Annotated in this window: 15 protein-coding genes; 3 read left to right on the top strand and 12 right to left on the bottom strand. The window is 63.3% G+C overall.

Annotation, left to right across the window (positions count from 1 at the left end; all coding sequences use genetic code 11):
* Positions 1 to 102: 102 nt before the first annotated feature.
* Entirely contained in the window at positions 103 to 432 is a 330-nt protein-coding gene (locus FJ942_RS20885) for a phasin family protein (protein ID WP_140498728.1), read from the bottom strand.
* Positions 433 to 715: 283 nt separating this feature from the next.
* On the opposite strand from FJ942_RS20885, the gene FJ942_RS20890 reads away from it, so the two are divergent.
* A complete protein-coding gene (locus FJ942_RS20890) occupies positions 716 to 2,149 on the top strand; it encodes a D-alanyl-D-alanine carboxypeptidase family protein (RefSeq protein WP_140898808.1) in 1,434 nt (477 codons plus the stop codon).
* A 47-nt stretch (positions 2,150 to 2,196) separates the two neighbouring features.
* On the opposite strand, the gene FJ942_RS20895 is transcribed toward FJ942_RS20890, so the two are convergent.
* The 3 genes from FJ942_RS20895 to FJ942_RS20905 form a co-directional block, all read right to left on the bottom strand.
* Positions 2,197 to 2,895 carry a DnaJ domain-containing protein gene (locus FJ942_RS20895; protein ID WP_181169991.1) on the bottom strand — a complete coding sequence of 233 codons (699 nt, stop codon included), beginning with the start codon at positions 2,893 to 2,895 and terminating at the stop codon, positions 2,197 to 2,199.
* Between the two features lie 376 nt (positions 2,896 to 3,271).
* Positions 3,272 to 3,709 carry a DUF1489 family protein gene (locus FJ942_RS20900; protein WP_140498734.1) on the bottom strand — a complete coding sequence of 146 codons (438 nt, stop codon included), beginning with the start codon at positions 3,707 to 3,709 and terminating at the stop codon, positions 3,272 to 3,274.
* Between the two features lie 69 nt (positions 3,710 to 3,778).
* Positions 3,779 to 5,182 (bottom strand): L-serine ammonia-lyase, encoded by a 1,404-nt coding sequence (locus tag FJ942_RS20905; RefSeq protein WP_140898810.1) that lies wholly within the window; start codon positions 5,180 to 5,182, stop codon positions 3,779 to 3,781.
* A gap of 175 nt (positions 5,183 to 5,357) precedes the next feature.
* Between FJ942_RS20905 and FJ942_RS20910 the strand changes: the two genes are divergently transcribed.
* Complete coding sequence (locus tag FJ942_RS20910) at positions 5,358 to 6,077, top strand: DUF599 domain-containing protein (RefSeq protein WP_140898812.1); 720 nt, start codon at positions 5,358 to 5,360, stop codon at positions 6,075 to 6,077.
* On the opposite strand, the gene FJ942_RS20915 is transcribed toward FJ942_RS20910, so the two are convergent.
* The 6 genes from FJ942_RS20915 to FJ942_RS20940 form a co-directional block, all read right to left on the bottom strand.
* Complete coding sequence (locus tag FJ942_RS20915; RefSeq protein WP_140669955.1) at positions 6,050 to 6,847, bottom strand: YdcF family protein; 798 nt, start codon at positions 6,845 to 6,847, stop codon at positions 6,050 to 6,052. The two genes, FJ942_RS20910 and FJ942_RS20915, sit on opposite strands and share 28 nt — an antisense overlap.
* 27 nt (positions 6,848 to 6,874) lie before the next feature.
* The gene (locus tag FJ942_RS20920; RefSeq protein ID WP_140625101.1) at positions 6,875 to 8,440 is read right to left on the bottom strand and encodes an amidase family protein; all 1,566 of its coding nucleotides are present in this window, start codon (positions 8,438 to 8,440) and stop codon (positions 6,875 to 6,877) included.
* Positions 8,440 to 8,898, bottom strand: a complete 459-nt coding sequence (locus FJ942_RS20925) for a GNAT family N-acetyltransferase (RefSeq protein ID WP_140648908.1) — start codon at positions 8,896 to 8,898, stop codon at positions 8,440 to 8,442. The genes FJ942_RS20920 and FJ942_RS20925 overlap by 1 nt, the downstream gene beginning before the upstream one ends.
* Before the next feature lie 7 nt (positions 8,899 to 8,905).
* Positions 8,906 to 9,193, bottom strand: a complete 288-nt coding sequence (gene gatC / locus FJ942_RS20930; protein WP_140498745.1) for an Asp-tRNA(Asn)/Glu-tRNA(Gln) amidotransferase subunit GatC — start codon at positions 9,191 to 9,193, stop codon at positions 8,906 to 8,908.
* Between the two features lie 88 nt (positions 9,194 to 9,281).
* Positions 9,282 to 9,698 carry a hypothetical protein gene (locus FJ942_RS20935; protein WP_140498747.1) on the bottom strand — a complete coding sequence of 139 codons (417 nt, stop codon included), beginning with the start codon at positions 9,696 to 9,698 and terminating at the stop codon, positions 9,282 to 9,284.
* A gap of 20 nt (positions 9,699 to 9,718) precedes the next feature.
* Positions 9,719 to 10,414: a metal-dependent hydrolase gene (locus FJ942_RS20940; RefSeq protein WP_140625098.1), complete on the bottom strand. Its 696-nt coding sequence runs from the start codon at positions 10,412 to 10,414 to the stop codon at positions 9,719 to 9,721.
* 123 nt (positions 10,415 to 10,537) lie between these two features.
* Here FJ942_RS20940 and ruvX point away from each other — a divergent pair, with 123 nt between their 5' ends.
* Positions 10,538 to 11,044: a Holliday junction resolvase RuvX gene (gene ruvX, locus FJ942_RS20945; protein ID WP_140625097.1), complete on the top strand. Its 507-nt coding sequence runs from the start codon at positions 10,538 to 10,540 to the stop codon at positions 11,042 to 11,044.
* Here the strand turns inward: ruvX and FJ942_RS20950 are convergent.
* Positions 10,962 to 11,303, bottom strand: coding sequence for a DUF6105 family protein (locus FJ942_RS20950; RefSeq protein WP_140625096.1), 342 nt, complete (start codon positions 11,301 to 11,303; stop codon positions 10,962 to 10,964). The two genes, ruvX and FJ942_RS20950, sit on opposite strands and share 83 nt — an antisense overlap.
* Positions 11,303 to 11,851, bottom strand: a complete 549-nt coding sequence (locus FJ942_RS20955; protein ID WP_140625095.1) for a hypothetical protein — start codon at positions 11,849 to 11,851, stop codon at positions 11,303 to 11,305. Before FJ942_RS20955 ends, FJ942_RS20950 begins: the two co-directional genes overlap by 1 nt.
* Positions 11,852 to 11,899: the final 48 nt, after the last annotated feature.

Below are 11,899 nucleotides of genomic sequence, written 5' to 3' on the forward strand. Positions count from 1 at the left end.
CAGGCCCCTGATCGGAAATTGACATGAAAAAACCCGGCCACGCTGGCGCGGCCCGGCTCTGTCTTGGCCCAATGGGCCCAGATCTCGTACTGCCGAACGAAATTACTTCGCCTTGGCAACGATCGATTCGAACGGCTTGTAGGCTTCCTTGGCGAGTTCGGCATAGAGGTCGCCGATCTTGGTGGCCTCGGCGACGAACGCCTCATAGGACTGCTTGGCATAGTCGGACTGGACCTCGATCGCCTTGTCGAGCGACTTGGCCGAAACAATCTTCTCGAAAGCGGCGCTGCCGGCTTCGAAGCTCTTCTTGGTGTATTCGCCGGCCTCGGCCGCAATTGCCTGCGCGCCCTTGGACAAAGAGGCGAAGCTCTTCAAGCCGGTGTCGGCGAACTCTTTGCCGTATTTGCTGAAGTCCTCATAGGTCTGCGTCATTTCAATTCTCCCTGGACGGTTGATGCGCCCTGCCCCGAGCGCCTTGTGCAATGCACTCGAATATATTGTGCGACGCACAAAAGTCAAGAAATCGCCAGCTTCCGTCCTAGCCGGTGTGGGCAATGGCTAAAATTCGAATAAACAGAGGCTCAAACCACCAGAAAATGGTGAACGCGGCGGTTACCATAAACGGATTGGTAACGCTGCCCCGATAGCTTGCCCGGAAGTGAGGCAGGATCCCTTTGCCGCCTCCAGCGCAACAAGAAATTCAAAGGAACTATCAGTGCGTCAGGCGTTGTCGGGCATCGTTTCCAAATCCGCGTCCCCTTTCAAAACGGTCATGATCATCGCCGTGGCGATGACCATCGTCGTTGCAAGTGCGGCCCCGTCGCTCGCCGCGAAGTCCGCGGCCATCGTGGTCGACGCCAAGACCGGCAAGGTGCTCTACTCCTCGGATGCCAACGCCCGGCGTTATCCCGCCTCGCTCACCAAGATGATGACGCTTTATTTGACTTTCGAGGCTCTGGCCAAGGGCAAGATCAGCCGGAACTCGCCGGTCGTCTTCTCGGCTCATGCCGCGGCAGAGCCGCCGACGAAGCTCGGCGTGAAGCCGGGCGGATCGGTGGCGGTCGAGACCGCCATCCTGTCGATGGTGACCAAATCGGCCAATGATTCGGCCACCGCGCTCGGCGAAATGCTCGGCGGCAACGAGACCAACTTCGCCCGCATGATGACTGCCAAGGCGCGGCAGCTCGGTATGAACGGCACCGTGTTCCGCAACGCCAACGGCTTGCCCGATCCCGGCCAGTTCACCACTGCGCGCGACATGGCAACGCTCGGCATCGCGCTGCGCGAACATTTCCCGCAATATTACGGCTATTTCTCGCAGCGCTCCTTCCTCTATGGCCGCCAGCGCATCAACGGCCACAACCGCCTGCTTGGACGCATCAAGGGCGTCGACGGCATCAAGACCGGCTACACCCGCGCTTCGGGCTTCAACCTGGTTTCGTCGGTTTCCGACGGCAACCGTCGCATTGTCGGCGTGGTCATGGGCGGCACCTCGGGCAGCAGCCGCGACAATCAGATGGCGGCCTTGATCAACACCTATCTGCCGCGGGCATCGACCCGAGGCGGCGGCGATCTGGTCGCCAAGGCCGATAGCGGCAACCCGGTGACGGCATTGGCCAAGGTGCTGTTGCCCAAGCACGACGCACCGACTCCGGACGAGAAGCCGGTGGCGGTGGCAAGCGCCGATGACGCGGACGAGGCCGTTGCCGACGACGCGACGGTTGCCCAGGGCGACAGCGATGTCGCCGACGATACCGCAGCCGAAGAACCCAAACTGGTTGTTCCGGCAAAGAAGGTGAAGACGGTCATCGTCTCCGCCCCCAAGGTCGCCACGGCACAGGTGGTGTCCGCTTATGCCGAGCCCGCGCCGGCCGTCGACCCGGTCAACACCGCGTCGGTGCCGTCGGGTTGGGCCATTCAGGTCGCCTCGTCGCCGAAACAGTCCGAAGCCCAGGCCTTCCTCGACAAGGCCACCAAGCAGGCGCCGAAGGTGCTGGCAGATGCCTCCGGCTTCACCGTTGCCTTCGACAAGGACGGCGTCACGTACTACCGCGCCCGCTTCGGCGGCTTCGGTTCCAAGACCGCGGCCTGGAAGGCCTGCACCGCCCTCAAGAAGAAGAAAATCGAGTGCTACGCCGTCCAGCAGTAGGGACGGCGTAGAAGATATCTCCCGGAAAATTTCTGCGTCGAAGGAGACTAGTTGTGATTGGAGAGCAAGACGTCCTTGGCTTCGTTGATCCGCGCCGCCAGGAAAGACGTGCCGCCGATATCGGGGTGCAGGCGTTGCATCAGGCGGCGGTGCGCCTTGCGGACATCCGCCGCGGCGGCCCCCGCTTCAAGACCAAGGACCTTGTAGGCCTCCTCCTTAGTCATGGCGCCCGGACCTGGCGCAATACCCAGCCCTTCGCCACTGTGCGCCTCAGCGTTTTTGCGCCAGACGGGAAATCTGCCGTCAAGATACGTCTCTAGCAGTTGCCGGCTCTCCGGGTCACCGGAGAGTTCGCGAAACAGCTGCAGCAATTCGGCTTTGCCCATCGCACCAAGCATCTTGCCTTCATGGCGGCCTGCCAGGACAAGGCCTTCAAGGCCTCCTGTATCGTGATCGAGGTCCATTTCCAGCGCCGCCGTGCGTACGGTCGAGCGTCTCCGCGCCGGCATCACGGCTCGCCGGTTCAGCCGCATCGAGCCGTACCAGGCGATCGCTGCGAGCAGGATGATGCCGCCGAGACCTCCGCGCCCGACCAGCAGCACGGCGCCGCCGACCAATGCCAGCAAAACCGGCCCAACCTTCCTCATGTCGCCTGCCAGCCTGCTCGGGTCGGCCTGCACGAAAGCCGTTGCCAGGCCCATCAGCACCAGCAGCAATGCGACGACAGCGATGATCGCGCCTATCATATTCCACTGCCCCGTGAGTGCCCGGCGATCGGCCGGTTTTCCAGACTATTCCTGAACACGAGCATGCCGCCACCGGGTGTTATTTCTGAGCCGCAAATCATGACCTTGCGCGACACATGGTCCGCATCCCACCACGCCGCGGCGCGATGTGGTCGGCGCGAATGCGTCAGATATCGAAACCGGATGGTTCCTATCGCTCATGATTTTCAAGATGTGGCGTTGTCGCGACGCTTGCAAGTCCAACGGACAGCAACATTGAGGGCCAGCAACCGCAGTCCGCCTATACGGGCCGACCATGCCGCCAGATTGCCCCGGAGCAAGCCAACTGGCGGCTCGGAGAAAGCCAATGGGCGGCTCGGAACAAGCCGATTGTGACTTAGAGCAGGCCGAGATCGGCGAGCTCGCGCCGGAGTTTCGGCGGCATTTCGACCTGCCCCGGCTTGCCCTTGCCGAGATCGGCAGGTGCATCCGATGGCTTTAGATAGCGCCAGCCCTGAAAGGCGCGGCGCGGCTGCCAGTCGGTGCGCACCACTTGCGGATCCAGCATCAGATGGCAGCGGCCGATGCCCTCGTCATCAGTGAATGGCCGGATCTCGGTGATCAACTGCCGGCATTGCACACTTCCCTTGATCACCCAGTAGAGCGAGCCGCCGTCGGTAACCTCATCGGCGCGCGTCGGCACCATGCGGGTGGTGTGCCAATGCTCGGCCGGTTCGCCGGCACGGCGCCGCTCGTCGAGGCGGAACGCGATCCATTCTTCGAGATCCTCGACGCTGTCGCAGCCGACGCAGAGCTTTAGGAGGTTGAGAGCCATCGCCCAAGATTTAATCCGTCGCACGGATGCGTCAACGGCCTGAGCAAGTTCTCCACAGTGCCAGCGGGCTCAACACTCCACCACATTGACCGCCAGCCCGCCGAGGCTGGTCTCCTTGTACTTCTCGTTCATGTCGAGGCCGGTCTGGCGCATCGTCTCGATCGCGGCGTCCAGCGGCACGAAATGGGTGCCGTCGCCCTTGATGGCAAGCGAGGCGGCCGTCACCGCCTTGACCGCGCCCAGCGCATTGCGCTCGATGCAGGGCACCTGCACCAGCCCGCCGACCGGATCGCATGTCATGCCCAGATGGTGCTCCAGCGCGATCTCGGCGGCGTTCTCAACCTGTTCGGGCGTGCCGCCCATGGCGGCGCACAGGCCGGCCGCCGCCATGGCCGAAGCCGAGCCCACCTCGCCCTGGCAGCCGACCTCGGCGCCGGAGATGGACGCATTGGACTTGATGATGCCGCCAACGGCGGCTGCCGTGAGCAGGAAATCGCGAATGCTGGGCTGGTCGGCCTCGGGATGGAAATGCAGCCAGTAGCGCAGCACCGCCGGCAGCGTCCCGGCCGCGCCGTTGGTCGGCGCGGTGACGACGCGCCCGCCGGCCGCATTCTCCTCGTTGACGGCCATGGCATAGATCGACAGCCAGTCATTGGCGAGCAGCGGATTGGGCCGGTTCTGCTGCCACTGCTCCTGCAGCTTGTCGTGCAATTGCCTGGCCCGGCGGCGCACCTTCAGCCCGCCCGGCATGATGCCGTCCTGCGACAGGCCGCGCTCGATGCAACTCTTCATGGCACCCCAGATGGCGTCGAGGCCGGCGTCGAGCTCATCGCGCGACATTTGTGTTTCCTCGTTGACCCGCTTCATCTCGGCAATGGAAAGGCCGCTCTTGCTAGCCATCTTCAGCATCTCGAGGGCGTTCTTGAAGGGATAAGGGACTTTTTTGCCTTCGGTCGTCACCGAACCCTTGGCTTTCATGCGCTGCAGCTCTTCTTCCGAAACCACGAAGCCGCCGCCGATCGAATAATAGATGCGCTTGAGCAGCAGGCGGTCGCCGGCATCATGGGCATAAAACGCCATGCCGTTGGCGTGGCCGGTGAGCGGCGTCTTGCGGTCGAGCACCAGGTCGCCGGCCGGATCGAAACGGTAGGAAGGATGACCAGGCGGTGAAATCAGCTTGTCGGCGGTGATGCGAGCGACAATGCCGTCCGCCTGGTCAGGGTCGACCGTCTGCGGCGTCTGCCCGGCAAGGCCGAGAATGACGGCACGGTCACTGCCATGGCCGATGCCGGTATAGGCGAGCGAGCCGTGCAGGCTGGCGCCGATGCGAGCGACCTTGGCGCCGGCCGGACGCGGCCAGTCGTCTCCGGCGATCTCGTCGAGGAAACGGCGGGCGGCCGTCATCGGTCCCATCGTGTGCGAACTCGATGGTCCGATGCCGATCTTGAACAGGTCGAAAACCGAAAGGAACACGCGCCACAATCTCCCGAAGCCGCTCTGGGACTACATATAGGAACTCCCGCGATGTTTCCGCTGTTTTGAACGGCGCGGCGCAGCGCCCGCCGACCTTGTTTGCTCCGGCAGCGACATGACCGTCGCTGCCGGCGGACGATCGAAGCAATCGCACTGGATGTGATAGGTTCCGCCAATGGGCGATTCCCTCGATCTTTCGACAGCCGATCTCGCGGCGTTGGCGTTCTTCCTCATTGCGTGGGTTTTGCATACGCTCGCCTCGGACGGTGCGCTGGTCAGCCGCATGTCCCTGACAACGGCGATGAATGCGCAGCGTCAAGCCTGGATGCACCGGATGGCCGAGCGTGAGATCCGCATCGTCGACACAGCCATCATGGGTGGCCTGCAGCAAGGCACCGCCTTCTTCGCCTCCAGCTCCCTGATCGCGCTTGGCGGCTGCTTTGCCTTGCTCGGTGCCTCCGACCGCGTCCTCGAGGTGTTGAGCACCCTGCCTCTGGGCGGCGCCTCGTCGCGCCCGGCTTTTCAGATCAAGGTGCTGGGACTGGTGCTGATCCTGGCGTTTTCGTTCTTCAAGTTCGGCTGGGCCTACCGTCTGTTCAACTATTGCTCGATCCTGATCGGTGCTGTGCCGATCCCGCATGGCGAAGCCTCGCGCAACCCGGTCACCGAAACGGCGGTGTGGAGGGCAGCCCAGATGAACATGCTGGCAGGCAAGCATTTCAATTCCGGCCTGCGCGGCGTGTTCTTTTCGATCGGCTATCTCGGCTGGTTCGTCGATCCGGTGGTGTTTGTGCTGTCGACGCTTCTGCTCCTGGCCGTTCTGGTGCGGCGCCAGTTCTTCTCGGCGGCGCGCCGCGCCGTGATCGGTCAGCCGCCAGGTGCGGGAAAAGGCTGATCGATACGGCCGGACAGCCAATAGGCGAACAGCCCTATCCATTCGCGGATCGCCATTGTGGCCGCCTGCAGCGCATCGGCAGGATTGTCGCGGAACAGGCCGATGCCTTCGTCTCCCGACGTTCGATAGTCGACCGGCCACGGGACGGTCGCGAAGCCGACCTTGTCGAACAGCGCCTTGGCGCGCGGCATATGGTAGGCCGAGGTGACCAGCAGCCAGGTTTCGCCCGGCTTCGGCGCTATCAAGGCCTTGGTGAAGACGGCATTTTCATAGGTGTTGCGCGATTTGCCCTCGAGAATCAGGCGCTCCGGCGCCACGCCGAGCGCTCCAAGCAGGCGCGGCGCGGTGGCGGCATCGCCCTCGCCGTCGAGGAACAATTCGCCATTGCCGCCGGAGACGACCACCTTGGCGTTGGGGAAGCGCCGCGCCAGCACGGCCGTCTCGACCATCCGGTCGCCGCCGCTGTTCAGCTCATAACCGCCGCGCACCAGATTGATGCCGCCCTCGAAGCCGCCGCCGAGCACGACGATGCCATCGACTTTTTGCGGCAGCGGCGGGCGCGGAAAGCGTTCCTCCAGCGGGTTGAGCAGCAATACGCCGAGTGAGGTCCAGGCCGAAAGCGCCAGAACCAAAAACGCCAGCACGCCGCCGGTGGCTGCCAGCCGCCGGCGGCCGAAAAATGCCGCGACCAGCCCCGCCAGCAGCAGGAAGATCGTCAGGTTGAGCGGCTGGATAAAGAACCAGAAGATTTTCGAAAGATAAAAGAACATCCCTCACCCCTTAGATGAGAAACGATCCTACCACCACTTCTCCGGCTGGAACGTTCCGGCCGCCTGCTCGATGACGGCAGCGGTCTGGAACAGCGTCTCTTCCTCGAACGGCCTGCCGATCAGTTGCAGGCCGAGCGGCAAGCCCTTAGGGTCTAGGCCGGCGGGCACCGCAATGCCCGGCAGGCCCGCCATGTTCACGGTGACGGTGAAGATGTCGTTCAGGTACATCTTCACCGGATCGGAAGCCATGTCCTCGTCTGCAATGCCGAAGGCGGCAGATGGCGTCGCCGGTGTCAGGATGACATCAACGCCGGCGGCAAAGACGTTCTCGAAGTCCCGCTTGATCAGATTGCGCACCTTCTGCGCCTGCAGATAGTAGGCGTCGTAATAGCCCGCCGACAGCACATAGGTGCCGATCATGATCCGGCGCTTGACCTCGCGGCCAAAGCCGGCGGCGCGGGTCTTCTCATACATCTCGACGATGTCCTTGCCCGGCACGCGAAGGCCGTAGCGGACGCCGTCATAGCGCGCAAGGTTGGACGAGGCTTCGGCGGGCGCCACGATGTAATAGGCCGGTAGCGCGTATTTGGTGTGCGGCAAGGAGATGTCGACGATCTCGGCGCCGGCATCCCTGAGCCAGGCAATGCCCTTCTGCCAAAGGGCCTCGATCTCCTCCGGCATGCCGTCGACGCGGTATTCCCGGGGAATCCCAACCTTCATGCCCTTGATCGGCTTGCCGATCGCCGCCTCATAATCCGGCACAGGCCGGTCCACCGAGGTCGTGTCCTTCGGATCGACGGAGGCCATCGATTTGAGCAGGATCGCGGCATCGCGCACGTCGCGGGCGATCGGCCCGGCCTGGTCGAGCGACGAGGCGAAGGCGACGATACCCCAGCGCGAGCAGCGGCCATAGGTCGGCTTGATGCCGACCGTGCCGGTGAACGCGGCCGGCTGGCGGATCGAGCCGCCAGTGTCGGTGGCCGTGGCGCCCGCGCACAGGAAAGCCGAGACGGCGGAGGCCGAGCCGCCCGACGAGCCACCCGGCACCAGCTGCGCATTGTCCAGGGTGCGCGCGGTCCTGGTGCCGCCGGCCGAAACGAAGCCGCCATCGCCCTGATGCGTGGTCGGCATCACCATCGTATCGACGCGCGAACGCCGCCACGGGTTGACCACCGGCCCGTAATAGGACGTCTCGTTGGACGAGCCCATGGCGAACTCGTCCATGTTGAGCTTGCCCAGCATGACCGCCCCGTCAGCCCACAGATTGGAGGTGACGGTCGATTCGTAATGCGGCTTGAAACCGTCGAGCACATGGCTGCAGGCCTGGGTGTGCACGCCCTCGGTGCCGAACAGGTCCTTAATGCCGAGCGGAATGCCTTCCAGCGCACCGCCCTCGCCTTTGACCAGCCTGGCGTCGGAGGCCTTGGCCATGTCGCGCGCCTTGTCGCCGGTCACCACGACGTAGGCGTTGAGCGCCGGATTGGCGCGCTCGATCGCAGCAAGATAGGCGTCGGCGATCTCGGTCGCGGTGATTTCCTTGGCGCGCAGCTTGGCGCGGGCCTGCGAAATCGTCAGTCGGGTCAGGTCGCTCATCAGGCAAGGCTCTTTTCGTAAAACACCGACCACTCGGAATCGGGATAATCCAGCACCGGACCGCAACGCGAGAAGCCGGAACGTTCATAGACAGCCCAGGCGGCAGGATGGCGATCGCCCGTCTCCAGAACCAGACGCTTCAATCCTTCCTCGCGCGCCAGCGCTTCGACACGCTCCACGATCCTGGCGCCGATTTTCTGGCCGCGATGCGTGGGCCGCGTGTACATGCGCTTGACCTCGCCTATGGCACCGTCATGGCGCTTCAGCGCCCCGCAACCGATTGCAAGACCGTCGTCGCGGGCGACGAAGACCGTGGTCTCCGGGCCGGCCATCTGCTCGACGGTCAGGTGATAGCAGTGTTCCGGCGGCGTCAGTTCGAGCAGCGTCTCGTTGAGCTCCGCGACCAAGCCGCGCACATCGTCCTGCAGCGGCGTCTCGATGGCGATTTCGATGGCCATCGGCCTGTTACTCCACGACCTTCGGCACGAGGAAGAAGTTCTCTTCCGTGGCAGGCGCGTTGGCGACGATGTCGGCAGCCTTGTTGCCGTCGGTGACGACGTCCTGGCGCTTCTTCATCCCCATCGGAGTTACCGAAGTCATCGGCTCGACCCCGGAAACATCGACCTCGTTCAGCTGTTCGACGAAGCCCAGTATGGCATTCAGCTCGCCGGTCATGCGTTCGGCATCTTCCTCGCTCACCGCAATGCGGGCGAGACGCGCGACGCGCTTCACTGTCTTGACGTCAACGGACATGTTTGTGCCTCGGGAAAACCAGCCCCGGCCTATAGCGGCGCCGCGCGCGGCGCGCAACATGTGCATGCCCACAATCGGGCAAATGGCCTCACGGCGGGGCCATGCCCTCGCACAGATAGTAGCTGCCGCTGTTGCCGCTCGCCTCGCTCTCGTCTTCGATGGGCCGGACGGAGACGAGATCGATCTCAGTCGGGCTCATCTGCGTCACCGAGAGCACGTCGGGAAAGACGTAGCCCGGCTCCTGGCAAATGGCCGTCACCGCCCAGCTCGGCGAGCGTGTCGCCTTACTGATCTGCAAGAACTCGCAATTGTATTCGACCCCCTGCAGGCCATGGGCCGACAGCACGATGTTGCCGGCATCGATCAGCGTCTGCAGGGTGTCTTTCCCGGCCTGTGCGCAGAGCTCCTCGGACTTGAGGTAGACCCCTTCAATGAAATCGTCCGCGGCAAACGCCGGCGACGCCGCAAACAGAATCGAAACGCAAAGAGAGTTCCTCAAGCCCATGTTCTAATTCCGTTTTCAATTTATAGCGTGACCGCCTCGCCGATCCCAGGCACGACGACATTCACGCCCGAACCCTCCATTCCGGCGACGAATTTGTCGGGGGTCTGGTCGAGCAGGCCGAAAGTCGCATAGTGGCATGGGACGGCGACATCGAACTTGAAATAGCGGCGGCAGGCGAGAGCCGCGACAGCGCCTCCCATGGTAAAGCGGTCGCCGACCGGCACCAGGCCGATCTTCGGCTCATGCAGCTCGTTGACCAGCGCCATATCCGAGAAGATGTCGGTATCGCCCATGTGATAGAGCGTCTTGTCGGCCTGGAAATGCAGGACCAGCCCGCAGGGATTGCCCATATAGATGCCGTCCCCATAGGACGAGGAATGCAATGCCTGGACAAAAGTCGTCGTGAACGGGCCGCAGTCCACCGTGCCACCGGTGTTGCCCTGGTTGATATTGTTCTGGTCGACGCCCTGGCCGCCGAGATAGCCGCAGACCTCGGGGTTGGCGACCAGCATCGCCCCGGTCTTCTTGAGGATCTCGAGCGCATCGCCGACATGGTCTCCGTGACCATGCGTCAAAAGCACGTGGGTGACACCTTCGGCCGGGCCTTCCCAACTTTTCCTCCAAAGCGGGTTGCCGCTCAGGAACGGGTCCATCAGGATGCTTGCGCCCGCCACCTCGATCTTGAAGGCGGATTGTCCGTACCAAGTGAGTTTCATCAGCGAGTTCCTCGATTTTTGCTCCGTCGGAGGATAGAACGGCGTCAGCTCAAGAGCAAAGTGTTACGGCGTCCTCGCGTGTTCAAAACGCCGCGACGGCGCTGTCGGGTCAAAGGAAAACCGTTGGCTATCATTACCATCGAGGAATTGCCGGCGCGGCTGGCCAGCGGCAGGACGCTTGCCGGGCTCGATCTCGGCGACAAGACCATCGGCGTCGCCGTTTCGGACCGTGGCTTTTCCTTCGCGCATCCGCGCCCGGTCATCATGCGACGAAAATTCTCGCTCGACGCGGCCGTGCTGCTGGATCTGCTGCAAAAGGAGAATGCCGGCGCGGTGGTGATTGGACTGCCGGTCAACATGGACGGCTCGGAAGGTCCGCGCGCGCAGAAATCGCGCGCCTTCGTACGCAACATGGCCGCCTTGAGCGACCTTCCCTTCCTGCTATGGGACGAGAGGCTGTCGACGGTAGCCGCCGAACGGACGCTGATCGAGATGGATTTTTCGCGCGCCAAGCGCGCCGGCAAGATCGATTCGGCCGCCGCCGCCTTTATTCTGCAGGGAGTTTTGGACCGGCTTCGCTCGCTCGGTGCAGCCGCTCGAACTGCACCGGAACCGCCGACCGCCCCCTGATCCAGCCGATAATTTCACGACGGCGGCGAAACGCCCAGATCGCCAGCAGCAGCAGGCCGTCGAATATGCAGGCTCTTCCCACCATGCCGGGAATGATTGCCGGGTCGATGCCGAGCATCTGGCCGTAGAGTTGGAAGACGAAATCATGCAACTGCCGGCTCAGCATGACGTAGCCGAAATTCATGTCGTTGAGCGACAGGTAGAACCAGCCCCAGAAAAGCGCCATCGGAGCCGCCCACAATGCGAAGATGTAACGCATCAGCGGCCTCCCTTCCGGATCGGCTGGGGTCGGCCCGATATCAGCGAAAGCAGCGAATTGTGAGCTGCGGCCCTGGCCATGCTGTGCGCCGTGGCGTGGATTTCGACCTCATCCAATGTGGCCAGGGTGCGGCGCTCGGCAAGCATGGCGACATAGGAGGCCAGAAGTGCGGCCAATTGCACGGCGACGACCAGGAACAGCCCGTTGATGCCTTGCGCCGCGCCTCCGACCAAGATCAGCGACAGCACGCCGGAAGCGCTGATGAAGGCGATGCGGGCAACGCTGTCGGCGCCCGGATTGCTGGCATTGTTGATCAGCGCCTCGACAAAAGCCCAGAAGAACAGCACCGCCACGACAAGCAGGGCCGTTGCCAGAGGCGCAACCACGACGACATTTTCGAGATCGACGAAGCGGGCGCTCTCGATCGTCACGCCCAGCACCCCAAGCGCCCCGGCCACGCCGCGGTTTCCATCGATGCAGATGATCGCCAGCAGGGCGAAAACGATCGTCCAGTGCAAGGCGAGAAAAGAGGTCAATACCTGTCGCATCGTGATTCCTGCTTCGACAGGAATGACAGTGGGCTTTGCCGCCAGCCC

Source organism: Mesorhizobium sp. B2-4-2, from assembly GCF_006442845.1.
In the GTDB taxonomy this organism is placed as follows: Bacteria; Pseudomonadota; Alphaproteobacteria; order Rhizobiales; family Rhizobiaceae; genus Mesorhizobium.